This is a genomic window from Cellulomonas humilata, assembly GCF_013359775.1.
Classification (GTDB): Bacteria; Actinomycetota; Actinomycetes; order Actinomycetales; family Cellulomonadaceae; genus Cellulomonas; species Cellulomonas humilata.
Genome location: NZ_JABMCI010000063.1, coordinates 1 through 23,961 on the forward strand (window position 1 = coordinate 1; position 23,961 = coordinate 23,961).

Genomic DNA, 23,961 nt, shown 5'->3' on the forward strand with positions numbered 1-23,961 from the left:
CATCGCGCTGGTCCGGCAGAACGCCGGGTGGTCCTCGATCCCGGTCGCGTTCGCGCAGGGCGACGGGACCTGGCAGATCACCAACGGGTCGGCTCCGACGTTCATCGGGTCGTGGGCGAACACCCCGGGCGTGCGGGTGGTCACCGGGGACTTCAACGACAACGGCCTCACGGACATCGCCCTGATCCGTCAGACGCCCGGGTGGTCCTCGATCCCGGTCGCGTTCGCCCAGGGCGACGGGACCTGGCAGATCACCAACGGGTCGGCGCCCACGTTCATCGGGTCCTGGGCCAACACGGCCGGGGTGCGGTTGGCGTCCGGCGACTTCCGGTAGGCGGTCGTCACGACCACGCGCCGGGCCGAGCGCGTCGCGAGCGGATGCACCAGGCATCCGACCGTGCACGCTCGACCCGGTCGCACCGGTCGTCGGTGCTTGCAGAGGGCGAGACCTGGGCGGACAGTGTGCCCTGGGAGGCCTCCGTGGACCCGTCCGTCGCCAGTGCCCTGCACCGCAGCCAGGTCATCGACCCGACCACCGTCGGCCGTCGCTCCGGAGAGCCGCGGCGGATCGAGATCTTCCTGCACGAGCTCGACGGGCGGCTGTTCATCTCGGGCAAGCCGTCCCCACGGACCCGCGCGTGGGTGCACAACGTCGTTGCCGACCCGCACGTGGTGATCCACCTCAAGCGCGGTGTGACGGCCGACGTGCCGGCCCGCGCCCGGGTGATCGACCGCCCCGACGAGCGTCGTCCGCTGATCGAGGCCGCCGCCGCGCGGTGGGGGCGCGACGACGTCGCCCTGATGATGGAGCAGAGCCCACTGATCGAGGTCACTCCCACGGACGACTAGCGTGCGTCGCTGCCGTCCCACCACCGCAGCACCCGCAGCGCGCGCAGCGTGGCCCACCGGCTCGGCCCCCGCTGCTCCATCCGGAACCACTCGCGCCCGGGGTACCCGCGGTGCACCGGCCACCGCCCGTCGGGGCGACGGGCCGACCGCACGACGGACACGGCGTCCTCCAGCCGGGGGTCCGTCGCGGCGCCGACGGCGGCGAAGTGCTCCAGTCCGCGCAGCACGTCGAAGTGCCACTGCGGCGGGAACGGGAACCGCGTGAACGACCGGTCGATCACCTCTCCCGTGCGGTGGGACCGGTAGAGGCTATGCGCCAGGAAGAACTCCCGCCCGCGCGCGAGCGGATCCTCGACCGGAACGGCCCCGTCGGCGGCGGCATAGGCGGTCAGGGCCTCGAGCACGATGATCGACGTGTGGAACGAGCCGTGGCGCGACCCACGGCGGATCGACTCGCAGTTCCACCCACCGTCACCCAGCTGATGGGCGAGCAGGAACCGGACGGCGTCGTCCACCCGCTCGTCCCGCCGCCCGAAGCGCGCCGCCAGGTGCACGAGCAACCCCGTGATGCACACCTCCGGCTCCCGGAGGGAGAGCGCGAGGTTGAGCCCGCCGTCCCACCGCGAGGCCGCGTCCCACACCACGGCGCACCCGCGCTGCGCCCGCGGGTCGTCGGACGGCAGGCCGAGCCGCTCCAGGAGGAGGAGCGTGTACGTCGTCGAGGTCCACTTGGGGCTGTACAGCGCACCGGCCCAGCGGCCGTCGTCGTCCTGCTCGGCGAGCAGCCGGGCGCCCCAGCCTTCGTGCGCCACCGTGGCCCGCGCGGAGGCGACCTCCTCCGGCGCCGCCGACGTCAGCGCGTCGAGCGCCTGCCAGCGGATGCTCGGGTCACCGGCCAGCAGCCAGTCGAGCACGGACTCCGTCACCTGACACCTCCGAGCACCTCGTTCTCCACACGGTGCCCGCGCGGAGCCGCGCATGACAGGGCCGGAGGTCCGCATCGGTCAACCGGCGTCGTCGCGCGGCACGACGTCGCGCCGAGTCGCGCCCGGCCGGGACCTCCGGCCCTGGTCGCGTGCCGGCCGCGGAGCGCAGCCTGGCGGTGCGGGACGAGACGCACAGGTGCGTGACTCGGGAGGTCGACATGGACGGCCGGCAGACGGTCCTCACGTTCCTGGGCGGTGCCGGGACCGTGACCGGCAGCGCGTTCCTGCTGGAGCACGGCGGTCATCGCCTCCTCATCGACTGCGGCCTCTACCAGGGGGAGCGGCGCTGGCGACGCCTCAACTGGGAGCCGTTCGCCGTGCCACCGGACACCCTCGACGCCGTTGTCGTCACGCATGCCCACCTGGACCACTGCGGGTACCTCCCGGTGCTGGTGCGCGACGGGTTCCGCGGACCGGTGTGGCTGACGGCGGGAACGAACGCGCTGTCGGCGATCGTGCTGCGGGACAGCGCGCACCTGAACGAGCGTGACGCGCAGTACGCCCGCGCCGGCGGGTACTCCCGGCACGACCCGCCGCTGCCGCTCTACACCGTGGCGGACGCCGACCAGGCCATCGCCCGGTTCCGGTCGGCTGCCTACGGCGAGGAGATCGAGATCGGCGGAGGCATCCGTGTGGTGCTCTCGCCGGCGGGCCACGTGCTCGGCTCGGCGAGCGTCCTGGCTGCCGCGGGGGAGTCGCGCGTGCTGTTCTCCGGCGACCTCGGCCGAGGGTCGCACCCGGTCCTGCCGCCGCGCGCCGATCCGCCCGACGCGCGCACCGTGGTCATCGAGTCCACCTACGGCGACCGTCGTCACCCGGCGGTCGAGGCGGAGCACGCCGACCTCGCCGCAGCGGTCCGTCGGACCATCGGCCGCGCGGGGTTCCGTGCTCGTCGCCGCGTTCGCCATCGACCGGACCGTCCTGGTGCTGCGCGCGCTGTCCGACCTGATGCGTCGCGGGGCGATCCCCGAGGTGCCGGTGGTCGTCGACAGTCCCATGGCCCTGGCCGCGCTCGACGTCTACCGCGACGCCGCCGGCCGGGGTGAGCTGAAGGCGGGGATCGGCCCCGACCTGGTCGACCTGCCGACGTTGCGCCTCGCCCCGAGCCCTGGCGAGTCGATGGCGCTCAACCAGCCGCAGGTCCCGTGCATCGTCGTCTCTGCGTCCGGGATGGCGTCCGGGGGCCGGGTGGTCCACCACCTGCGCGACTGGCTGCCCGACCGGCACAACTGTGTCGTCCTGACCGGCTTCCAGGCCGCGGGCACCCGCGGGCGCGCCCTGTCCGAGGGTGCGCGTGAGGTCAAGCTCCTCGGCCGGTACGTGCCGGTGCGCGCGGAGGTGGTGCACGACGACGAGTTCTCGGTCCACGCCGACGCCGACGAGCTGCTCCAGTGGCTCCGCGACATGAGGACTCCACCGGAGACGGTGTACGTCGTGCACGGCGAGGAGCAGACGGCCCGGGCACTCGCCGACCGGATCCGCGACGACCGTGACTGCGTGGCCACCGTCCCGCGGCGCGGGGAGAGGGTGCTCGTCGACTGAGACGGCACCTACCGACCGGAGGCCGCGACCGGTCCGGTCGTCCGGACCTCGACGGGCACACCGTCGACGTCGGTCGGGACGTCGACGGCCGCGTCGACGACGTTGACGCGCAGCACGTACCCCTCGCCGCGCCGGCACAGACCCACGCCACACACCCCGGGCCGACCGGTCATCAGGGCACGCAGACGGGCGTGCGCCAGGCGGGCAGCCCCGAGCGGAACGGGCTCGACGGGCCGCACGACCAAAGCCTTCGTCGTCGACCTGTGGTCCCGTGCGTCGCGCATCGCCCCCACCTCCCGCCCGCTCGCTCTACCGCCATCCCAGCGCCGGGAGGTGCCCCTGGCCCAGGGCCGAAGTGCTCTACCGCCCCGCCGGCGCGCGTTTCGACGATCGAGACGACAGCTCGATCGCGAAGGAGGCGAGCGACATGCACGGGCAGGAACCGGAGCAGCTCGGACGAGGCCACGGACGGATGCACACGCGGTGGCGGGACCTCAGCCGGGGCGAACGGGGAGTCGCGATCGGCCTGGGTGCGGTGCAGGGTGCGCTGGCGCTGCTCGCCTGGGCGGACCTGGCCAGCAGGCCGGCCGCACTGGTCCGCGGTCGCAAGCCGGTGTGGGCGGCGGTCATCGCCGTGAACATCGTCGGACCGATCCTCTACCTGCGCCGCGGGCGCACGTTCCCGAGGATCCCCTGACCCGTCACGGCGACGCGGACCCGGCGGACAGCGGCGACCACGCGCTCAGGGGGTCTCTGACGACTGATCCGGGTGGACGACGACCACGGGGCAGACCGCGTGCTGCAGCACCGTCCGACTGACGGAGCCGAGCAGCAGGCCACGGAAACCCCCTCGACCCCGCGAGCCGACGACGAGGAGCTCGGCGTCGGCGGCGGCGGAGAGAACCACGTGCGCCGGAGCGCCGCGGCGCACCACGGCATGCACCTCGACGTCGGGGTAGCGCTCCGCGTGTCCCGCCAGGCTCTCGGCGAGCAGGGCCCTCTCCGCCGTCCGGAGATCGTCGACCTCCTCCGGCATCCACGGCGGCACCGGTCCCATCAGCGCCGGCAGCTCCCACGCGTGGACCGCCACCAGGGGAGCGCCGAGCCGCGAGGCCTGGTCGAACGCGAGGTCCACGGCGCGCACGCTCGTGGGTGACCCGTCGACCGCCACCACGACGGGCCGACGCGCCGGTGGCGCCGCGGCCTCGGCGTGTCGACGGACGACCACCACCGGGCAGTGCGCGTGCGTCGCGACGGTGAGGCTCACCGACCCGAGGAGCGCGCCTTCGAGACCGCCACGTCCACGCGACCCCACGACCAGCAGGCGGGCACGAGCGCTCGCCTCGGTGAGGACCGAGGCCACGCTCTCGTGCGCTGCCAGCCGCGTGCTGACCTCGATGTCGGGATCGACGGCGTGGGCACGTTCGACCGCGTCCGCGAGCACCTCGTTGCTCACCTGCGGCTCCATGTCCTGCGGACGGTCGCTGACCACGAACCGGTCGACGATCGTCCGTTGCACGTGGACGACCTGCAACGGCAGGTGCGCCCGGCCTGCCTCGGCAGCGGCCCAGGTCAGCGCGTCGGCGGCGTGCGCCGATCCGTCGTACCCCACCACGATCGTCCGGTCCATCTCGCACCTCCGACGCGACTGCCTGACCGCGGCCCCACCCGGCGGCAGGCGCCCCTGTCGTGCTCCCAGACTTCGACGGGCACCGAGGGGGCCAGTAGGGCAGAAGGTCCCGTCGTCCGGCAGCCGCGAGGAGTTCCGTTACCGGGCGGAGGAGTCCGCCCGGACGAGCTGCAGCACCGCGGCCGCGGTGCGCTCGGCGGCGGAGTGCTGGACGAGATGGCGGTGGCCGGGAATCTGGACGAGGGAGCCGCGACCCGCGACGTCGGACAGGTCGGTGCACCAGCGTTCGCGGGCGATCGGGTCGTCGCCTCCGCGGATCACCAGTGTCGGGACCTGCACGTGGCGCACGCGTGCGTCGGTCCGGAACGCGAGCATCACGGCGAGCTCCATCAGGTACCACCGCGGACCGCACCGGACGTAGTCGGCCGTCGTCAGTGCGTTGCCCGACAGCGGCTCCCGCAGCGCGTCCCGTGCGAGGTCGAGTGCCAGCAGCAGCCGTCGTGCCCGGCGAGGGTCGGCAGCCGGCCCGATCAGGACGAGGTGCGAGGCCAGCGGCGGCCGCTGGACGGCGAGCTCGCTGACGAACTGTGCGCCCATCGAGTGGCCGACCAGCACGGCGCTGTGCACACCCAGCAGGTCGAGCGTGGCCCCGAGCAGGGTTGCTGCCACGGCGATCGACATCGCCTCGCCGGGCCTGCGCGTGCCCCCGAAACCCGGCAGGTCGATGCAGTGGGTGGTGCCGCAGGGAGCGAGCTCCCGTTGGAGCCGCGCCAGGTAGCGGTGGGACATCCCCAGCCCGTGCACCAGGACGAACACGGGACGCCCACGGTCGCCCGCTCCCGTGGACCGGACTGCGAGCTGGTACCCGTCGATGGTCACGGTGCGGGCGTGGACGTCGAGCACGTCCGCCGAGGCGGTCCCGGACGGGGCCATGGGAGTCCGATCATGGGGCGGGCGGGGCGCGAGCCGGGTGCGCCGGTTGCTCCGCGCGCACCGACGCTAACCGCCGCGCCATACCGCCGCACGTCGGGGCAGGGGACGCGCAGGATCAGTGCGTCATGCCTTCCATCGCTGAACCGTCGTCCATGACGTGCGTCGGGTCCCACCCGGCCACGGCGGGATCGAGCATCCCGGCGATCATCGCGATGTGCGCGACGACGAGGAACAGACCCACGAGGCTCGCGTGCACCTTCAGACGCCGCTCGTCGTCCCACCCGGCCCCCACCGCGCGAGTCTCGAGCAGGCTCATTCCGAACAGCGGGACGATGCCCAGCAGGTAGAACCCGACGGCGACGACGTCCGCCCACCCGCGCCATCCGCCCGTGGAGGTCAGTGGGACGACCGCGTGCTTGGTCAGGTAGACCAGCACACCGAGGAAGTAGAAGCCGGCGACCAGCCCGGCATACCGGTTGACGGCCGCCACCACCGGGGAGACCGGGCGGCGGAACAGGATCGCCAGCTCGCTGACGGCGATGGTCTCGGCGAGGATCACCGGCACCGCCATGAAGAGCAGCAGGTTCCAAGGCTGGTTGGCGGCGAGCAGGCCCATGTAGTGGGTCGAACCCATGTCCTCGCCCGCGGGCCACGCGGGCAGCAGCAGGGCCACGGCGATGATCGCGACGCAGACGGCCCCGACCGTCGCGACGGTCGCGAGGCGTCCCGCGGGTCCCGGCGACGATCCGGCGGTCCCGATGGTGGCGGTGGGAGCGGTGACGGCCATGACGGTCCTCTCACTGAGCACGCCGGACGATCCGGCTCTCCCCACACCGTCGGGGACTGCTGCCCAGGTTCGGCTCACGGACGATGAAGAACCGATGAAGACGGGTGCCCGTGGCACGGCGACGGCTGCCCCGTGGGACCTAGGGCCCACGCGGCAGCCGCCCCGCCCCGCCGTCGGCGTCGGTCAGCGGTGGTCCCTGCAGTGCGCGTGGATGCAGCGGCGGAGCTCCTCGGGCGAGATGTCGTTGCGTTCGAGGAACGTGGCGCCGACCTTGGTCAGGCAGTCCAGCAGGTCGCACAGGTCGTGGCTCTTCGGGTCGTCGGGGTCGCCGGGTGGCGTGGTGGGGTTGTCGCCGCCACGGATGGCGACGGCGGTCAGCAGCTGCTCCCGGGTGAAGGGGCTGCCCCGAAGCGTCAGTCCGTCCGCGACGACTCGGACCTGGTAGGTCCCCGGCAGGGGTGTGGCCAGGGTGCCGGCGAACAGGCCGCCGGTGGTCTCGGTCAGGGTGAGTGTCGAGGCCCCGGTGGGTCCGGTGACGTGCGCGACCACACGGGCGCGGTGCTCGACGGGCAACCCGTACTCGGTGAGCGCGGCGTGGATCGTCGCAGCACTTCCCGGCTCGATGCTGGGCTGCTCGAGGCTCGCGGCGAGGCGCAGGTTGGACGCGGAGTAGACGTTGACCGAGTAGCGGGCGCCGTGCGCGGCGGCACGCGCGAACGCGTTCCTGCCCTCGTCGTCGTCGCGACTGCGCAGCCGCTTGAGGACCTTCTTCCACGCGCCCTCGTCGATCGTGAGGATCGCGTGCCAGGTGCCCTCGTGGGCGCCAGCCCCGACCGGGACCGGGAGGTTGGTGCGGTAGTAGCGCATGTCGTCACCGGCCCCCGCGGCGACGCCCACCCCGGGTGCCGTCGTGGGGTCGATGAGCGTGCCGTCCGGCGTCTCGAGCACCATGTCGATCACCGGGAGGTCCTCGAGCAGGACGACGGTCGCGTCGATGTCGGCCTCGGTGAGCACGAACGGGATCCGCAACGTGTCGCCGGGCGGCAGGTACCCCGACGGGTCGACCACGATCGCGGTGTCCGTGACGCCCGCGAGGATCTGCAGGAAGTACTTCGTCAGGCGGAAGTACTCGTCCGTGCCCGGCGTGAGGACGCCGGTGAGCAGCAGGTAGCCGCCGGTGTTGTTCGCCAGCTTGCGCAGCGCGGTCGTCGAGACCTGGGCCTCGTTCCCCAGCCCGATGGCGAACGTGCGCTGGTCGATGCTCGACGTCACGCTGTCGATGGTGGCGTCCCGGTTCTCGAGGCCGTCGGTGAAGACGATCAACGCCTTGTGCTGGTAGTCGGTGGCGGGCACCGCGCTCAGGACGTTGCGAGCCATGACGACCCCGTCGCCGACGGAGGTCGCGCCGGCGAGGTTGGTGTGGTGGTCACCGATCGCGGTGAGCGCGATGACGCGGTTCGGGTCGAAGTCGCCACCGGGCCCGATGAGCGTGACGCCGAGGCCGGGGAAGGTCGGGTCGGCGACCGGGTAGGCGTCGGTGTCGAACCGGATCAGGCCGAGTCCGTTGCCGGCGTGGATGAGCTGGCCGAACCGCCCGGCGGCCTGCTTGAGCACCTCGATGCGGGTCGCGCCGGAGGTCCCGGCGGGGTCGTCCATGGACCCGGACTGGTCCAGCGCCATCATGACGGCGACGGTGGGCCGGGGGATCGAGTTGCCTGTGAGGTCGAAGACGAAGTCCTGGCCGGTCTCGACGCACCGGATCGTCGTGGTCCCCGCGGTGGCGCTGGTTCCGGCGGCACCGCCGGTCATGCCGAACCAGATCCTCGCCTCGGTGTAGGGCACGAGGGCGTGCGGCACGGTGACGTGGCCGCCCGGCGTGAGGACGAGGTAGGGGCTGGCCGGGGCGACGATGACCTCGAAGGTGACCGCGTCGCAGGAGTACACGCGGAAGACCGCGGCCCGAGCGGTGGTCTCGCCGGTGGGCACGTCGTTGAAGGTGATGTGGCTGCCCGGGTTGACCACCTCGAGCAGGGAGACCTCGGGCACGGTGTCGTAGCAGGGCGGCGCGACCATCGACGGGTGCTTGTAGGTCTTGACCACCTGCTGGTTGTCCGGCGGCGCCCACGGGCGCAGCTGGAGGGACGGATCGGCCAGGTTGCCCGCCCAGGGTTCCACCGGCCCGTTCAGCCCTGCGTCGGCGCTGTCGCCGCCGTACACCGTGGCGGGGTCGAGTCGCTCCGGGTGCCCTGCCGCCGTCTGCCACATCGAGTACAGCCGGTCGACGTTCGAGTGCAGCAGGAACACGAACGGGTCGTGGAACGAGTAGTGCGCCTGCGTGAGGGTGCCGCCGATGAAGAAGTGCCCGTCGCCGTGGACGGTCTGGATGTTGCTGTTGAAGGTCTCCCAGGTCGCCGACCCGACGACGGTCGCGTCGCTCAGGCTCACCGGGGCCGCAGACAAGGTGTTGCTGCCGCCGTTGACCGCTCGCCAGATGTGCGTGTGGCCACCGCCCTCGGTCGACTCGAACGACCCGAGAGGCGCACCGGCGTCGCCCTGGGCGTTGCCCATGAACGACGTGGTGAACAGGTTGGCACGCCCGTCCGCAGTGCTGCGAGGGTCGACGCTCCAGTCCCAGTAGTGCAGCGACAGGTCGGGGTCGACCTCGCGGATGAGCTGCTCGAACCGGTTGACGATCTCCCGGTGCCACGGGACGAAGCCCGGTCCGCCGTGCACGTTGACTCCGGAGAGGTGGGCGTTCTTGTGGATGTCCTCCTGCTTGTCCCAGAACGTCACACCGTCCGGGTAGATCTTGCTCGTGTCGAGCGTGAGGATCGCGGCGATCAGCCTGTCGCGTTCCGTCTGGGAGACCAGCGCGATGTCCCGCCTGATCCCGTCGCCGATTGCCATGACAGACCTCCCCCTTGACGTCGACGGCCGGTCCGGTCGTCAACGGAGAGGAGCGCGCCGCGCGACACCGAGATACCGCGCGGCCGACCCCTGGACTCGTGCTCGTGAGACTGCGTAGGTGATCGGGAGGGCGGCAAGATCGGAGCATGCGCCTGGTTCTGCTCGCCGACACGCACGTCCCGCGAAGGGCGCGCGACCTCCCGGGTGTCGTCTGGGAGGCCGTGGACGACGCCGACCTCGTGGTGCACGCCGGCGACTGGGTGTCCGACGAGTTCTGCGACCTGCTCTCGCGACGAGCCCGCCGGTTGGTCGGGTGCCACGGCAACAACGACGGCCCCACCCTGCAACGACGGCTCCCGAGCGTCGCGCGTGCCGACCTGGACGGCGTCCGGCTCGGCGTCGTGCACGAGACGGGCTCCGCCACCGGTCGCGAGCGCCGGTGCGATGCCGCGCACCCCAACCTCGACGTGCTGGTCTTCGGGCACAGTCACATCCCGTGGGACTCGATCACCCCGGCAGGGATGCGACTGCTGAACCCCGGATCGCCGACGGACCGCCGACGTCAGCCGTTCGCGACGTTCATGACGGCGGAGATCCGGCAGGGCGCGCTCGTCGACGTGGTGCTGCACAAGGTCCACCCTTGACCCCGGCAGCCCGTAAGTCATAACTTACCGTTCGTGGCCACTTACGGGTCTGCGGCGAGCTGGGACGCGCTGGGCGACTCGACCAGGCGGGCGATCGTCGAACGTCTGGCTGACCGTCCGCGCGCGGTGGGGGAGCTGGCGGCCGAGCTGCCGATCAGTCGGCCCGCGGTCTCCCAGCACCTCAAGGTCCTCAAGGACGCCGGGCTCGTCACCGACCAGGCCGCGGGGTCCAGGCGCGTGTACCGCCTGAGCCCGGAGGGCCTGGGCGCACTGCGCGACCAGCTGGAGACGTACTGGACGCGTGCTCTGTCCGGCTACAGCGCCGTGGTCGAGCAACCCCCGCAGGAGGAGCGATGAACCCAGCACCGATGACCACGGTCCGGCGCGAGGTCACGGTCGATGCCCCGGTCGACCGGGCGTTCATCGTCTTCACCGCGCGGTTCGGGGACTTCAAGCCGGCCGAGCACAACATGCTCCGCGTGCCGATCGCGGAGACGGTGTTCGAGCCCCGGGTGGGCGGCCACATCTACGACCGCGGGGTCGACGGGTCCGAGTGCCGGTGGGCCCGCATCCTGGCCTTCGACCCACCCCACCGCGTCGTGTTCAGCTGGGACATCGGCCCGCAGTGGAAGCTCGAGACCGACCCCGCCCGGACGAGCGAGGTCGAGGTCGTCTTCGTCGCCGAGAGCGCCGACCGGACGCGAGTGCAGCTGGAGCACCGCCATCTCGACCGGCACGGTGCCGGGTGGCCCGCCCTCAGCGACGGCGTCGCGGACGACGAGGGCTGGCCGCTGTACCTGACCAGGTTCGCCCACCTGCTCACGGGAGGACGCTGACATGTCCGCGATCACGGTCGCGGTCGACGTGGAGCGCAGTGCGCCAGAGGTGTTCGGCTACGCCACCGACCCGACGCGCTTCCACGAGTGGCAGCAAGGCGTCGTCAGCGGCGAGATGGAGCAGCCGGGCGTCCCACAGGTGGGCGCGAGATGCCGGACGGCCCGGCGCATCGGTGGTGCGACCCGCGCCAGCACGTCGGTGGTCACGCACGTCCACCCTGGCGAGCACTGGGGAGTCCGCGGGATCGACGGTCCCATCAGGGCCGTCGTCGACGTGACCGTCGAACCACTGGCGCCGGAACTGACCCGCGTGACGATCTCCGTCGACTTCGAGGGGCACGGCCTCGGGCGCCTGCTCGTGCCGCTCGTCGTCCGCCGGCAGGCGGCGGCCGAGATGCCGGAGAACCTCCAGCTGCTGAAGCGGCGCCTGGAGCTGCCCGACGCTCCTCGGTAGCTCGTCGTCGCCGGGGACGACCGTGCACGCGGCGACGGCGCGGCGTGCCTCAGATCGGTACGTCGAACCACACCGTCTTGCCGTCCGCACCGCGCAGGTCGCAGCCCCACCGCGTGGCGTAGGCATCGACGAGCCGCATGCCGTGGCCGCCCACCGCAGCCGGGTCCACGGCGCGGAGCTGGGGTGGGCTGGGGCTCTCGTCGTCGACCTCGACGCGGATCTGACCGTCGACGTCGCGCACGCGGATCGTGACCTCGCCGAGGGCAGGTCCGTGCATGACCGCGTTGGTGATCAGCTCACTGCTCAGCAGCTTGAGCAGCGGCGCACGGACGGCATCCAGACCGCCGAGCCGAGCCTCGGTGGCGATCCAGTCCCTGCCCGTCGAGATGGACGAACGCCGTGCAGCCAGATGGAGAGCCATGGTGCTCCGGGTTGCGTGTCATTGCGGCGCACGAGGCGAAGATCGCGACGCGCATCCCCACGCACTGTCCATCATCGCCCCTGCGGCCCCGGACCGCGCGGCCGGGAGGAGGGTCCGCCTCCTCAGCCCGCGACGCAGTTCGCGGCCCGACCGGCTGGGCTCGAGCTCACGCGGGAGGGGTCTTGTGCGCGCGCGACGGGCACGTCGAGGCTCAGCCGCAGCGAGGCGTCGTCGAGCTCGACGTCGTGGAGGGTGACCCCCCGTGGGAGCAGGGTCCCCAGCTCGACACCGTCCGCGAGCAGCTCGCCGACCGGGAGGCTCGAGCGGATCCCGTCGACCGCAGCCGGCGGGAGGGTCAGCCCCGCGACGCTGACGTCGTCGGCAATGAGTCTGAGCGTGCCCGAGTCGATCACCGGGCTGAGGGTCACCGTCACGGGCATCTCCGCGCCCCGCACCGTGACGACTCTCCGGGCGACGATCTCGCCGCCCTCGATCGACAGCTCGGTGTCGCTCGCAGCCGGCAGACACCGCGTCAGCACGTCGAGGTTCGAGCTGCTGATCGTGACGTCCAGCGGCACCCGGCCGGCAGCGAGGGAGGGCAGCACCGGGCGGTGAGCGAGGCTGATCTGTATCCCGTCGGGAAGTCCGAGGAGCTGCGCGGCGCGCTCGACCCGATCGTTCAGCACGACCCGGACGGTGATCTCGCCACCGACCACCAGGATCGCAGCGGCTGCCGCGATCGAGACTCCCGCGATCCTCGCGCGACGGCCCGCCCAGACCACTCTCACTGCTCTCGTGGGGCCGCTGGCAGCCGGTCTGCGAGGAAGAAGCTGTCGAGGATGTCGACGAACTCGTGGGGGCGCTCCAGGTGCACGACGTGCCCGGAGTCGACCTTCAGGTAGGTGCCGTCGGAGAGGTGGGACATTGCCATCTGGGCGTCGTCCTCGCTCATCGCGCCGTTGAGCAGGCCGTCGTCGGTCCAGGAGTAGTCGGCGTGGAGGAGCAGCGTCGGGCACGAGATCTTCTCGAGGGTCACGGCATGGTCGAACTCGTCGTTCCAGGTGCCGTCGTAGAACGCGGCCCCGAACCGTGGGTCGTAGCTCTCGAGCCCTCGCATCAGCAGTCGCACGGTGTCGTTCCTGACGAAGCTGAGCTCGACGGGCTCGCCCGGGTTCGCCTCGCGGTACGAGGTGGTGAAGTACGTGAGGACGCGGGCTGAGCCGGGGAAGACGTAGGTGTCGAAGAACGTGGTGTTGTAGTCGAGCCAGTACAGGAGGAAGTCGTCGACGTCGCCGCTCTTCTCGGCGTCGTAGCTGCTCTTGAAGGCCTTGCTCGCGACGGTCTGCATGATCCGCGGGTACTCGGCGGCGAAGATCGGTGGGTCTTCGAGAACGACGGCTCTGACGAGGTTGGGCCGGTTCGCGGCCAACCACATCGTCAGCAGGCCGCCGGAGGAGTTGCCGCTGACGTACGCGGGCTGCCCGACCACCTCGTCGAGGAAGGCGCCGAGGTCGGTTCCGATCTGGTCGGCCGTCATCGGGTAGTCGTCCGGGTAGGTCGTCCGGCCATGGCCCTGGTAGTCGATGACGAACACGTGGTAGCTGCCTGCCAGGTCGGGAAGCACGCGGCTGTAGTCGAACCAGTCCATGAGCTGGGCGTGCAGCAGTACCAGGGGGGTGCCGTTGTCCGGCCCCTCGACGTAGCTGAAGTCGACGTCGTTGACCTGCGCGTTCCTCTCGACGTAGCCCGCGTCGGCGACCTTCTGGATCCAGGGGTCGACGTAGCTGTCCACCGAACGCTTGAAGACGACGAGTGCCACGCCCGCGGTGACCGCGAGCACGGTGACCACAGATCCGATCCTCGTCCAGATCCTCGTCCGCCTCGAGCGTGGTGGGCGCGCGTCGGTGGTGCTGGGCATGTGGCTCCTCGCTCACGGCTATTCTTCATGAAGAATACCAGGGTGATCAGTGTGTCGATCGCGACCGGACCATGATGGGAGCCGCACGCGTGGCGCCGACGCGACGTGCAGATCAGAAGGGGCCAACAGATGCCGTCGACGCCGCACCCGAAGGGCACCGGAGGGCGCGGGCTCCGCGCCGAGGTCGCCGCCGACGCGATCTCGCAGCTCGCCCGGCAGTCCGGCCCCGGAGCGCGGCTCGGGAGCCGGGCTGAGCTCCGGGAGGAGTGCGGCGTCTCCATCGGGACCCTCCACGAGGCGCTTCGCCTGCTCCAGTCGACCGGAGAGATCGTCGTGCGCACCGGACCCGGGGGAGGAGTCTTCGCCGGAGACCGCTCGGCGCTCTCCGACCTCCTGCGACGGACCCGCGGCCAGACGTCGTTCGCGTCTGACCTGCCCCAGGTGGTGCGCCTGTTGCGGGCCTTGAGCCCGCTCATCCTCGAGGACGCGATCGGCTCCCTCACGACCGAGGGCGCGGACCTGCTGCGCCAGCGGCTCGACGACCTCATCTCGGCCCGAGACGGCGGCCTCCGCGACGTCGTGCGCGCCAGTCTCGACCTGTTCGCGACGCTCGTCTCGATCCCTGACTTCGGGCTCCTGCGTGTGGTCGCCGGAGCGTTGCTCGGAGCCCAGATCGGCGTGCTGCCCACGATCACGAGTGCCATCGACCCGGACTGGAGCGAGGTGGTCGACCGACACATCGACGCCGCGTCCGACCTGACCTCGGCGATCCTCGGCGAAGATCTCACCGCTGCGGTCGCGGCCCGCGACCGACCTGAGTTCATGGGTCTGTTCGCGGCGCTCGCCGAGCGCGAGCACACCTGAGCGGACCACCCCACGCCGACGACGTCGGGCCGCGCCCCGATCGGAGCGCGGCCCTGGACGCCACCCGCGGGTCAGCGGACCTCGTACTCCCGCTCGTCGACGGCGCGTACTCCCGGTCGGGGAAGCAGTCCAGCCACGTGCGTCCCGGGAACGGGAGCTCGCCGGAGAACCAGCCGCCGTCGAGGTCGAACCCGTCGCGACGACCTGACCGTTGGTGACGCCCTGCCCGTCGTCGTCGCTCACGACGAGCCCAGCGACCTTCTCCTGCCTGGGCTCGACCGTCTCGAAGTGGGTTCGCGAGGCGCTCGGGATGGCAGCCGTGGCTCCATGCCGGTGCCCGGTGCGTGATCGCCGCCGGGTCGAGCGTCAACGACGTCGCGACGGCGCTCCTGACGCGCCTGCACCCGGAGCTGGCCGCCGGTGGGACCCCTGCGGAGGCCCTGCACGCTGCCGCTGGAGTCGGACCGCGGACGTCGTTCGCGGTGCACGGAGCCGGTTGGGGAGGAGCCCGCGCGGGACCTAGGTCCCTTCCTCGGGCAGACGCAGGAATCGACACTTGTCGATATCGACGCCCGTCGATGTGATCTCGGGAGGTCCTGGCGGATGAGCACCATCGCAGTCTTCGAACCGGCACTGTGCTGCAGCACCGGCGTGTGCGGGCCCGACGTCCCGCAGGAGCTGGTGACGTTCTCGGCCGACCTCGACTGGCTGCGGGACCAGGGTGTCGCGGTCTCGCGCTTCAACCTGGCCAGTGAGCCGGGGGAGTTCGCCGGCACCCCTGCCGTGCTGACGTTCCTCCAGGTCTCCGGGTCGGAGGGCCTTCCGCTGGTCCTGATCGACGGGACCATCGCCATGGCGGGCCGCTACCCCAGCCGCGCCGAGCTGGCGCGCTGGGCGACCGCGAGCGCGACCGCACCCGCCCCCTCCCTCCTGCCCATGGCTGGCTCCGCGGGTGGGTGCTGCGGCGGAGGGTCCTGTTGACCGGTGAGCGGGCTCTGCCGGGATTCCTCGTCGATGCCCCCCACTTCCTCTTCCTGACCGGCAAGGGCGGGGTGGGCAAGACCTCCATCGCCTGCGCTGCCGCGGTGGCGCTCGCGGGTGCGGGCAGGTCCGTCCTGCTCGTCAGCACCGATCCCGCCTCCAACGTCGGGCAGGTGTTCGGGCTGACCATCGGGAACACGAGGACGCCGGTCCCTGCCGTCACCGGACTCTCCGCGCTGGAGATCAACCCGGAACAGGCGACGAGCGCGTACCGCGAGCGGATCGTGGGTCCCGTCCGTGGCATCCTGCCTGCCGCCGAGGTCGCGCTCATCGAGGAGCAGCTGGCCGGGGCGTGCACCACCGAGATCGCCTCGTTCAACGAGTTCACGGCCCTGCTCACCGAGGACGCGGCCGGCGAGCTCGATCACGTTGTCTTCGACACCGCGCCGACCGGGCACACCATCCGGCTCCTGCAGCTGCCGGCGTCCTGGACCGACTTCCTCGACGAGGGCAAGGGCGACGCCTCCTGCCTCGGACCGCTGGCCGGCCTCGACCGGCAACGAGCCGTCTACGCCGCGGCCGTCGCCGCCCTCGCCGACTCGCGCCGCACCCGCCTCGTCCTGGTGACCCGGGCTCACCAGGCGGCGGTCGCGGAGGTCCAGCGCACCCACGACGAGCTCGCCGCCCTCGGGCTGCGCCACCAGCACCTGGTGGTCAACGCGGTGATGCCTCTCCCGGTCTCCGGCGACGTGCTGGCCACCGCCGTCCACGAGCGCGAGCAAGCCGTCCTCGCGGCTCTGCCCCCCGACCTCGCCGCACTGCCCCGCGACGTGCTGTCCCTCAAGGGTGGGGACCTGGTGGGCCTCGACGCGCTCGCGCGACTCTTCGAGCCGGACGACCCCTGCGACGGCCACGTCCCGGCCGCCCGCCGGCAGCTCGCGGCGGGAGCCGACTCGTTGGCGGCCCTGGTCGACGAGCTCGCCACCCAGGAGCACGGCTTGATCATGACGATGGGCAAGGGTGGCGTCGGCAAGACCACCGTCGCCGCGGCGATCGCGGTCGCCCTGGCCGAACGCGGGCTGGACGTCCACCTGACCACCACCGACCCCGCGGCCCACCTCGGGCAGACCCTCGCGGGTTCGGTACCGAACCTCGAGGTCTCACGGATCGACCCGGCGGTCGAGACCGAGCGATACTGCCAGTCGGTCCTGGCCCGCCGGGGCGCCTCCCTGGATGCCGCGGGCCGCGCCGGCCTCGAGGAGGACCTGCGGTCTCCGTGCACCGAGGAGATCGCCGTGTTCCAGGCCTTCTCCAAGGTGGTCAACGAGGGCAGGCGTCGATTCGTCGTCGTCGACACGGCACCCACCGGGCACACGCTGCTGCTCCTCGACGCCACCGGGTCCTACCACCGGGACGTCGTTCGGCAGATGGGCCCGAGCGCCGCGACGTTCACCACCCCGATGATGCGGCTGCAGGATCCGAGCTACACGAAGATCCTCATCGTCACCCTGCCCGAGGCCACGCCGGTCCTCGAGGCCGAGCAGCTGGCCGGGGACCTCCGCCGTGCGGGCATCCACCCCTGGGCCTGGGTGCTCAACAACTCGGTTGCGGCAGCGCAGACCACCGATCCGCTCCTCCTTCGTCGCGCCGCCGCCGAGATGGACCAGGTCGCCCGCGTGTACGCCGACGGGGCTGGACGGTGCGCCATCGTGCCGCTCCTGGCGTCCGAGCCGGTCGGAGTGGACGCACTGCGTGCTCTTGGAGGGAGTGGCGTGACTGCGAGAGTGCCGGCCTGACGGACACCGTGGCGCTCCCGACCTGACCGCGACGGCGTCCAGAACAGCGACCCGTCGAGCGATACCGGGGCGGGTATACCCATATACCCCCCCGGGTACAGGTCTTTCGACCCGTCGGCCGGCCCTGCGCGCGTTCTAGCGTGACGCGTTGCCTCCTCACGGATCGGACGTCCGCATGAAGATCGTCGTCGTCGGCGGAGTTGCCGCCGGAATGTCCGCTGCGGCGCGTGCGCGGCGCCTGGATGAGTTCGCCGAGATCGTGGTGCTCGAACGCGGTCACCACGTGTCGTTCGCGAACTGCGGGCTGCCGTATCACATCGGCGAGGTGATCGCCGATCGCAGCAGGCTCCTGGTCCAGACCCCGAAGAGCCTGCGTGACCAGCTCGACATCGACGTGCGGGTGGGTGTCGAGGCCGTCGGCATCGATCGTTCGGCCAGGACCGTGCGCGCCCGCGACGTCGACTCGGGCGCGGAGTACGACGAGCCGTACGACAAGCTGATCCTGACCCCCGGCGCCGAACCGGTGAGGCCAGTTCTGCCGGGGATCGATCTGCCGGCGATCCACGTGCTGCGGCGGATCGGCGACATGGACGTCATCAAGGCGGCCGTCGACGGCGCGGGCGCCACGGCGGGTGTGCGGCACGCGGTCGTGATCGGGGCGGGCTACATCGGTCTGGAGATGGCCGAGAACCTGCACGAGCGCGGTGTGGCTGTCGAGGTCGTCGAGATGGCCGACCAGATCATGCCCGCGCTCGACCGCGAGCTGACCACGACCGTGGAGAACTACCTGCGGGCGCACGACGTCGCCCTGCACCTCGGGACCGCAGCTGCGGCCTTCACCGAGCGGCCCGACGGCCGCGTGCGGGTCGAGCTGAAGAACACCACGGTCATCGACACCGACCTGGTCATCATGGCCGCGGGGGTGCGCCCGAGCACCGCCCTGGCGGTCGCGGCGGGCCTGGAGATCGGCCCGCGCGGCGGCATCACGGTGGACCGGCACATGCGCACGTCCGACCCGGACATCTACGCCGCCGGGGACGCGGTCGAGGTCGAGCACACCGTGCTGCCCGGGACCTGGCTGATCCCGTTGGCGGGGCCGGCCAACCGCCAGGGACGCGTCGCGGCGGAGAACGTCTGCGGTCGGGACACGGTCTACGAGTCCACCCAGGGCACCTCGATCGTCAAGGTCTTCGACATGGTCGCCGGCGGCACGGGCGCCTCGGAGAAGCAGCTGGTTGCGGCCGGGATCGCGTTCGACGCGGTGCAGACCCACCCGCACGGGCACGCGGGCTACTACCCAGGCACGGCGATGATGCACGTCAAGGTCTTGTTCGCCCCGGGCACCGGACGGATCCTGGGCGCCCAGATCGCCGGGTTCGATGGCGTCGACAAGCGCCTGGACGTCCTGGCGACCGCCCTGCGCGCAGGGATGGCGGTGTACGACCTGGAGACCCTCGAGCTGTCCTACGCCCCGCCGTTCGGCTCGGCCAAGGACCCGGTCAACATGATCGGGTTCGTCGCCTCGAACACGCTGCGCGGCGACCTGACGCTGTGGCACGCGGGCGACTACCCGCAGGCGACCGACGGTGCACGGATCATCGACGTCCGCGGCCCGGAGGAGTTCGCGCTGTGGCACCTGCCCGGGGCGGACAACGTCCCGCTGGAGACGCTGCGCGTGGCGCAGGCGGACTGGGACCGCGGCACCCCGATCCGGCTGTACTGCGCGGTCGGGTTCCGCAGCTACCTGGCCTACCGGGCGCTGGTCCAGCGGGGGTTCACCGACGTGTCGACCCTCTCTGGGGGACTGACCACCTTCCGGGCGTACCACGGCGTCGCTCCCAGCGACCTCGACGCCCCGACGCCGGTCATCTCCTACGCGTCCGCTAGCCCCGTGCCCTCCTCGGCACCGGCAACATCGACGGGCGTGCTGGTGGACCTGGACTGCACCGGGCTGGCGTGCCCCGGTCCGATCATGAAGCTGCAGGACGCGGTCCTCGCACTGGCCCCCGGGGACGAGATCGTCGCGCACGTCTCCGACGCCGGCTTCCGGCTCGACGCCCCCGCGTGGGCGGCCCGCAACGGCCACGAGATCCTCTCCCTGGTTCCCGAGGGGCCCGGGTATGCGGCCCGGATCCGCAAGGGCGCCCCCGCGGTGGCCACCGGCGCCGCCGTGAGTGGCGCCGCCTCGCGGATGAAGGACAAGAAGTCCTTCGTCGTGTTCTCCGGCGAGCTGGACAAGGTGCTGGCAGCGTTCATCCTGGCCAACGGCGCCGTCGCGATGGGCGACGAGGTCTCCATGTTCTTCACGTTCTGGGGGCTCAACGCCCTGCGGCGCGAGAACCCCCCGGCCCGCACCCGCTCGCGGATGGACCGCATGTTCGGCGCCATGATGCCGTCGGGCGCGGAGAGCCTGAAGCTGTCCACGCTGAACATGCTGGGCGGCGGCACGATGCTGATGAAGAAGGTGATGAAGGACCACCAGGTCCCGAGCCTGACCGAGCTCATCGCCTCCGCACAGACTGCGGGAGTCCGGCTGGTCGGCTGCACGATGACCATGGACCTGCTCGGGATCGCGCCCGAGGACCTCATCGCCGGGGTCGAGCTCGGCGGCGTGGCGACCTTCCTCGGCGAGGCCAGCGAGTCGAACGGCGCCTTCTTCATCTGACGCACGACGGGGCCGCACCGGGAGGTGCGGCCCCGTCGCGGCGGGTCAGGCGAGGGACAGGAAGAGCTTCTCGAGCTTCTGCACGTCGAGCGTGCCGGTCTCGCCGCCCGGCTCTGTCGGGGTCAGGCACTGCCGCATGCCCGAGGCGATGATCGCGAACCCGGCACGATCGAGAGCGCGGGAGACGGCCGAGAGCTGCATGACGATGTCCTCGCAGTCGCGGCCCTCGTCGAGCATGCGCACCACGCCGGCCAGCTGTCCCTGGGCGCGCTTGAGCCGGTTGGACACCTTGGACATCTCGTCCTTGTCCAGCTCCATGGCGGGACCTCCTTCGTCGCGGGCGAGCCAGGATACCCCGGGAGGTACCGAGCGGATGGTGGTAGACGTCATGGCCTGGAGACGGCGGCGAGGGCTGCCAGGAGGCGTGTGCGGGCGTCTCGTGCGACCCGCTGGAGGGCGTCGTTGCCGCTGAGGTGGACGAGCACGTCGGGGTCGACGGCCTCGACGACCGTGCGACCGTTGTCGCCAGCACGGACGACGACGTTGCAGGGCAGGAGCAGGCCGATCTGCGGCTCGGTTCCCAGAGCCTCGTTCGCGAGCACAGGGTTGCACGCGCCAAGGATCACCTGGGGCGCGATGTCGACGTTCAGCTTGGCCTTGAGGGTGCCGGCCAGGTCGATCTCGGTGAGCACACCGAAGCCCTGCGCCGCGAGTGCCTCGCGGACAGCCGTGAGCGCGTCAGCGAACGGAAGCTCGGTGGTCGTGCTGAGGGCGTAGCTCACGGCTGGGTCACCGATCCGTCCCGGTGCTCGGCGATCTCTCGACGGACGGCGTCCATGTCGAGGGCCTTGATCGCGTCGATGATCTCTTCGAGCGCCGCGGCGGGCAGGGCGCCGGGCTCGGAGTAGAGCAGGATGCCGTCGCGGAACGCCATGAGGGTCGGGATCGACGTGATCCCGGCCTGGCCGGCGAGCTCGCGCTCTGCCTCGGTGTCCACCTTCGCGAAGACCACGTCGGGATGCTGCGCCGACGCGTTCTCGAAGATGGGTGCGAACATCCGGCACGGGCCGCACCAGGCGGCCCAGAAGTCGACCAGGACGATGTCGTTCTCGTGGATCGTGTCCGCGAACGCGGCGCCGGTCAGGGTGAGGGTGGACAACGGCACTCCTTCAGGAGTCGTGGGTGGTCAGCGGCAGGTGCACTGCTGGGCGCGGGGGACGTCGGCCATGACGGCGTCGACGTGCATGCCGCAGCCGGACCAGGTGACCTTGCCGCAGGCGGAGCAGCGGGCGGGTGAGCACATCGGAGTTCTCCTTCTTCGGGGGTGGGTCAGCGGCGGACGGCGCCGCCGGCGGACTGCCAGGCGCCGATGCCGCCGGACAGGCTCGTGGCGTCGAAGCCGAGCTTGCGCAGGTGCTTGGCGGCGCTTCGCGAGCGCATGCCTGAGGCGCACATCACCACGACGGGCGTGTCCTGCTTCAGACGTCGGGGGGCCTTGTCGATCTCGCCGAGGGGCACGTGCACGGCCTGGGGCGCGTGGCCGGTGTTCCACTCGGACCGCTCGCGCACGTCGAGCAGTGCGGCTCCGTCGCGGACGAGCTCGAGCGCCCGCGCGGCGCCGATGGTGGGCCGAAGGGTGTCGTCGTCGGTCTCGGTGCGGCCGAGCAATCGGCGCAGGCTGCTGCTGAGAGACATGGGGCTTCTCCTTCTGAGGGTCAGGGGACGAGGTCGGGGCGGAGGGCGGTGAGGGTGAGCCAGCCGCCGGAGAGGTTGCGGGCGTCGAGTTCCGCGGCGAGCAGGACGCGGGTGGCGATGTGGGAGCGGACGCCCGAGGCGCAGTGCACGCTGACGGGTCGGCCGGCCGCGGCGGCGTGCACCTCGTCGAGGCGGCCGCGCAGCTCGGTGTGCGGGATGTGCAGCGCGCCCTTGAGGTGTCCGCGGTCGAACTCGCCCTGCGAGCGGACGTCCAGCACGAGGGTGTCGGCCAGTACGTCGTCGAGCTCGCCCGGGTGCCACTGCGGCGTGGTGCCGTCGAGGACGTTCTGGGCGACGAACCCGAGCATGTTCACGGGGTCCTTCGCCGAGCCGTAGGGCGGGGCGTAGGCGAGCTCGAGCTCGGCGAGGTCGTCCGCGGTCATCTCGGCGCGCAGCGCGGTGGCCAGCACGTCGATGCGCTTGTCGACGCCGTCGCGCCCGACGGCCTGGGCGCCGAGCAGCCGACCGTCGGGGGCGAAGGACGCTACGAGGTGGATCTGTGCGGCGCCGGGGAAGTAGCCGGCGTGGTGTCCGGGGTGGATGCGGACCACCTCGTGCGCGATGCCGGCCTGGGCCAGCGTCTGCTGGTTTGCGCCGGTCACCGCTGCGGTGAGCCCGAACACGCGGACGATCGCGGTGCCCAGGACGGCTGCCTGCGGGGTCGTGCGTCGACCGAGCATCGAGTCGGCGGCTCGCCGGCCCTGGCGGTTGGCGGGGCCGGCGAGTGGCACGGGGCCGACCGTCCCGGTGACGGCGTGGATGACCTCGACCGCATCGCCGACGGCCCAGATGTGCGGGTCGGAGGTCCGCTGGTCCTCGTCGACGCGGATGGCACCGTGGCGCCCCAGCGCGAGCCCGGCGTCGCGTGCCAGGTCGCTCGCGGGACGCACGCCGACGTTGACCAGCACCAGGTCGGCGCTGAGCGCTGTCCCGTCGGACAGCACGACGCTCAGCGCGGTGTCGGAAGCGGGGTTGAGGGCTTGTGCCGAGACGCCGAGGAAGAGACCGACGTCGTGCGCCTTCAGCTCGTCGGCCAGCAGCGGTGCCAGCTCGGCGTCCAGGGGTGGCAGGACGTGGTCGGCCAGCTCGACCACGTCGACCTCGAGGCCGCGGGCGACCAGGGCCTCGACCGCCTCCAGGCCGATGAAGCCGGCGCCGACGACGACGGCACGCGCCCGGTCGTCGTCGCTGCGTCCGTCGACCAGCCGCGTGACGTGCTCGTCGAGGGCGTCGAGGTCGGGGATGGTCCGCAGGGAGTGCACGGCCGGGTGGTCCAGGCCGTCGATCGGCGGACGCACCGCGACGGCACCGGGGGAGAGCAGGAGCGCGTCGTACGCCAGCTGGTACGAGCTCTCCGAGGTGGTCACCGAGACGGTGCGGGCGGCGCGGTCGATCGCCGTGACCCGGTTTCCGGTGCGCACGTCGAGCGCGAGCGCCGCGCCCAGCGAGGCGGGCGTGTGCAGCAGCAGGTCGTCGCGCCGCTCGATGTCCCCGGACAGGTGGTAGGGCAGCCCGCAGTTGGCGAACGAGACGTAGTCCGACTGCTCGAGCACCACGATCTCGGCGCGCTCGTCCAGGCGCCGTGCGCGAGCGGCCGCGCTCATGCCGCCGGCCACACCGCCGACGATGACGATCCTGCGAGGTTCTCTGTCGTTCATGCCGAGGACTATACCCCGGGGGGTATCGAGACGCGAACGCCGAACTAGATGAACAGCATCTGCTTGCGCGGGCCGTCGCGGACGAACGCGTGCCGCGACCGCACCAGGTCCTCGGTCAGGCCGCCGAACGGCACGAACAGGAACCCCGGCTGGTACGGGTGGGCGTCATCACGATCGACCACCGTGATCGCCCACGTGTCGTCGGGCCGACGTCGCAGCTTGTTGGCCACCATCGTCCCGGCCGTCCCGGCCGTCCCGGCGCCGAGCACCACCACGTGCGTGGTCATGACGGTCGGCCCGTCCAGGTGCGCGACATCGCGCGCCTCCCTTCGCAC

Annotated in this window: 28 protein-coding genes; 13 read left to right on the forward strand and 15 right to left on the reverse strand. The window is 71.7% G+C overall.

What is annotated here, in order from left to right; translation table 11 throughout:
* Both HP550_RS09925 and HP550_RS09930 read left to right on the forward strand, forming a co-directional pair.
* The coding region (locus tag HP550_RS09925) for a hypothetical protein (RefSeq protein WP_210767929.1) at positions 1-334 on the forward strand (334 nt) is incomplete at its 5' end.
* Between the two features lie 146 nt (positions 335-480).
* Positions 481-849: a nitroreductase family deazaflavin-dependent oxidoreductase gene (locus tag HP550_RS09930; protein WP_175347537.1), complete on the forward strand. Its 369-nt coding sequence runs from the start codon at positions 481-483 to the stop codon at positions 847-849.
* Here HP550_RS09930 and HP550_RS09935 read toward each other — a convergent pair.
* Positions 846-1,775 carry a hypothetical protein gene (locus HP550_RS09935; protein ID WP_343048097.1) on the reverse strand — a complete coding sequence of 310 codons (930 nt, stop codon included), beginning with the start codon at positions 1,773-1,775 and terminating at the stop codon, positions 846-848. The genes HP550_RS09930 and HP550_RS09935 overlap by 4 nt on opposite strands.
* Before the next feature lie 200 nt (positions 1,776-1,975).
* Between HP550_RS09935 and HP550_RS21960 the strand changes: the two genes are divergently transcribed.
* Together HP550_RS21960 and HP550_RS21965 are read left to right on the forward strand one after the other, a co-directional pair.
* The gene (locus HP550_RS21960) at positions 1,976-2,881 is read left to right on the forward strand and encodes an MBL fold metallo-hydrolase (RefSeq protein WP_210767930.1); all 906 of its coding nucleotides are present in this window, start codon (positions 1,976-1,978) and stop codon (positions 2,879-2,881) included.
* Positions 2,784-3,377, forward strand: coding sequence for an MBL fold metallo-hydrolase RNA specificity domain-containing protein (locus HP550_RS21965; protein ID WP_210767931.1), 594 nt, complete (start codon positions 2,784-2,786; stop codon positions 3,375-3,377). Before HP550_RS21960 ends, HP550_RS21965 begins: the two co-directional genes overlap by 98 nt.
* An 8-nt stretch (positions 3,378-3,385) precedes the next feature.
* Here the strand turns inward: HP550_RS21965 and HP550_RS09945 are convergent, their stop codons facing one another.
* Positions 3,386-3,661 carry a hypothetical protein gene (locus HP550_RS09945; protein ID WP_175347538.1) on the reverse strand — a complete coding sequence of 92 codons (276 nt, stop codon included), beginning with the start codon at positions 3,659-3,661 and terminating at the stop codon, positions 3,386-3,388.
* A gap of 143 nt (positions 3,662-3,804) precedes the next feature.
* Here HP550_RS09945 and HP550_RS09950 point away from each other — a divergent pair, with 143 nt between their 5' ends.
* The gene (locus HP550_RS09950; protein WP_246280754.1) at positions 3,805-4,074 is read left to right on the forward strand and encodes a PLDc N-terminal domain-containing protein; all 270 of its coding nucleotides are present in this window, start codon (positions 3,805-3,807) and stop codon (positions 4,072-4,074) included.
* 45 nt (positions 4,075-4,119) lie between these two features.
* Here the strand turns inward: HP550_RS09950 and HP550_RS09955 are convergent, their stop codons facing one another.
* The 4 genes from HP550_RS09955 to HP550_RS09970 form a co-directional block, all read right to left on the reverse strand.
* Complete coding sequence (locus HP550_RS09955) at positions 4,120-5,007, reverse strand: universal stress protein (protein ID WP_175347539.1); 888 nt, start codon at positions 5,005-5,007, stop codon at positions 4,120-4,122.
* 138 nt (positions 5,008-5,145) lie between these two features.
* Entirely contained in the window at positions 5,146-5,940 is a 795-nt protein-coding gene (locus HP550_RS09960; RefSeq protein ID WP_175347540.1) for an alpha/beta fold hydrolase, read from the reverse strand.
* Between the two features lie 115 nt (positions 5,941-6,055).
* Positions 6,056-6,727 (reverse strand): DUF6803 family protein, encoded by a 672-nt coding sequence (locus tag HP550_RS09965; RefSeq protein ID WP_210767932.1) that lies wholly within the window; start codon positions 6,725-6,727, stop codon positions 6,056-6,058.
* 183 nt (positions 6,728-6,910) lie between these two features.
* Complete coding sequence (locus HP550_RS09970; protein WP_175347541.1) at positions 6,911-9,634, reverse strand: tyrosinase family protein; 2,724 nt, start codon at positions 9,632-9,634, stop codon at positions 6,911-6,913.
* A gap of 146 nt (positions 9,635-9,780) precedes the next feature.
* On the opposite strand from HP550_RS09970, the gene HP550_RS09975 reads away from it, so the two are divergent.
* Genes HP550_RS09975 through HP550_RS09990 form a run of 4 tightly spaced genes read left to right on the forward strand, consistent with a single transcriptional unit; the run spans position 9,781 to position 11,568 of the window.
* Positions 9,781-10,278, forward strand: a complete 498-nt coding sequence (locus HP550_RS09975) for a metallophosphoesterase family protein (protein ID WP_175347542.1) — start codon at positions 9,781-9,783, stop codon at positions 10,276-10,278.
* A gap of 33 nt (positions 10,279-10,311) precedes the next feature.
* The gene (locus HP550_RS09980; RefSeq protein WP_175347543.1) at positions 10,312-10,635 is read left to right on the forward strand and encodes a metalloregulator ArsR/SmtB family transcription factor; all 324 of its coding nucleotides are present in this window, start codon (positions 10,312-10,314) and stop codon (positions 10,633-10,635) included.
* Entirely contained in the window at positions 10,632-11,114 is a 483-nt protein-coding gene (locus HP550_RS09985) for an SRPBCC family protein (RefSeq protein ID WP_175347544.1), read from the forward strand. The genes HP550_RS09980 and HP550_RS09985 overlap by 4 nt, the downstream gene beginning before the upstream one ends.
* Before the next feature lies 1 nt (position 11,115).
* Complete coding sequence (locus HP550_RS09990; RefSeq protein WP_175347545.1) at positions 11,116-11,568, forward strand: SRPBCC family protein; 453 nt, start codon at positions 11,116-11,118, stop codon at positions 11,566-11,568.
* A gap of 49 nt (positions 11,569-11,617) precedes the next feature.
* On the opposite strand, the gene HP550_RS09995 is transcribed toward HP550_RS09990, so the two are convergent.
* From HP550_RS09995 to HP550_RS10005, 3 genes are all read right to left on the reverse strand, one after another.
* The gene (locus HP550_RS09995) at positions 11,618-11,989 is read right to left on the reverse strand and encodes an ATP-binding protein (protein ID WP_175347546.1); all 372 of its coding nucleotides are present in this window, start codon (positions 11,987-11,989) and stop codon (positions 11,618-11,620) included.
* Positions 11,990-12,111: 122 nt separating this feature from the next.
* Positions 12,112-12,777 (reverse strand): hypothetical protein, encoded by a 666-nt coding sequence (locus HP550_RS10000; protein ID WP_175347547.1) that lies wholly within the window; start codon positions 12,775-12,777, stop codon positions 12,112-12,114.
* Positions 12,774-13,838 (reverse strand): alpha/beta fold hydrolase, encoded by a 1,065-nt coding sequence (locus HP550_RS10005; RefSeq protein WP_210767933.1) that lies wholly within the window; start codon positions 13,836-13,838, stop codon positions 12,774-12,776. Before HP550_RS10005 ends, HP550_RS10000 begins: the two co-directional genes overlap by 4 nt.
* A gap of 198 nt (positions 13,839-14,036) precedes the next feature.
* Between HP550_RS10005 and HP550_RS10010 the strand changes: the two genes are divergently transcribed.
* The 4 genes from HP550_RS10010 to HP550_RS10030 all read left to right on the forward strand — a co-directional run bounded on the left by HP550_RS10010 (position 14,037) and on the right by HP550_RS10030 (position 20,213).
* A complete protein-coding gene (locus HP550_RS10010) occupies positions 14,037-14,771 on the forward strand; it encodes a GntR family transcriptional regulator (protein WP_175347549.1) in 735 nt (244 codons plus the stop codon).
* Between the two features lie 603 nt (positions 14,772-15,374).
* Positions 15,375-15,752 carry an arsenite efflux transporter metallochaperone ArsD gene (arsD, locus tag HP550_RS10020; RefSeq protein ID WP_175347551.1) on the forward strand — a complete coding sequence of 126 codons (378 nt, stop codon included), beginning with the start codon at positions 15,375-15,377 and terminating at the stop codon, positions 15,750-15,752.
* Positions 15,749-17,548 carry an arsenical pump-driving ATPase gene (gene arsA / locus HP550_RS10025; RefSeq protein ID WP_281362176.1) on the forward strand — a complete coding sequence of 600 codons (1,800 nt, stop codon included), beginning with the start codon at positions 15,749-15,751 and terminating at the stop codon, positions 17,546-17,548. Before arsD ends, arsA begins: the two co-directional genes overlap by 4 nt.
* Positions 17,549-17,723: 175 nt before the next feature.
* Positions 17,724-20,213 carry an FAD-dependent oxidoreductase gene (locus HP550_RS10030; protein ID WP_175347552.1) on the forward strand — a complete coding sequence of 830 codons (2,490 nt, stop codon included), beginning with the start codon at positions 17,724-17,726 and terminating at the stop codon, positions 20,211-20,213.
* Between the two features lie 45 nt (positions 20,214-20,258).
* Here HP550_RS10030 and HP550_RS10035 read toward each other — a convergent pair whose 3' ends face one another.
* The 6 genes from HP550_RS10035 to HP550_RS10060 all read right to left on the reverse strand — a co-directional run bounded on the left by HP550_RS10035 (position 20,259) and on the right by HP550_RS10060 (position 23,913).
* On the reverse strand, positions 20,259-20,531 hold the full coding sequence (locus tag HP550_RS10035) for a metal-sensitive transcriptional regulator (RefSeq protein WP_175347553.1): 273 nt from the start codon (positions 20,529-20,531) through the stop codon (positions 20,259-20,261).
* 68 nt (positions 20,532-20,599) lie between these two features.
* Complete coding sequence (locus HP550_RS10040; RefSeq protein WP_175347554.1) at positions 20,600-20,995, reverse strand: DUF302 domain-containing protein; 396 nt, start codon at positions 20,993-20,995, stop codon at positions 20,600-20,602.
* Positions 20,992-21,372, reverse strand: coding sequence for a thioredoxin (trxA, locus tag HP550_RS10045; RefSeq protein WP_175347555.1), 381 nt, complete (start codon positions 21,370-21,372; stop codon positions 20,992-20,994). The genes HP550_RS10040 and trxA overlap by 4 nt, the downstream gene beginning before the upstream one ends.
* A 170-nt stretch (positions 21,373-21,542) precedes the next feature.
* The gene (locus tag HP550_RS10050) at positions 21,543-21,908 is read right to left on the reverse strand and encodes a rhodanese-like domain-containing protein (RefSeq protein ID WP_175347556.1); all 366 of its coding nucleotides are present in this window, start codon (positions 21,906-21,908) and stop codon (positions 21,543-21,545) included.
* A 20-nt stretch (positions 21,909-21,928) separates the two neighbouring features.
* Complete coding sequence (locus tag HP550_RS10055) at positions 21,929-23,626, reverse strand: FAD-dependent oxidoreductase (protein WP_175347557.1); 1,698 nt, start codon at positions 23,624-23,626, stop codon at positions 21,929-21,931.
* 44 nt (positions 23,627-23,670) lie between these two features.
* Positions 23,671-23,913, reverse strand: coding sequence for a hypothetical protein (locus tag HP550_RS10060; protein ID WP_175347558.1), 243 nt, complete (start codon positions 23,911-23,913; stop codon positions 23,671-23,673).
* Positions 23,914-23,961 lie beyond the last annotated feature (48 nt).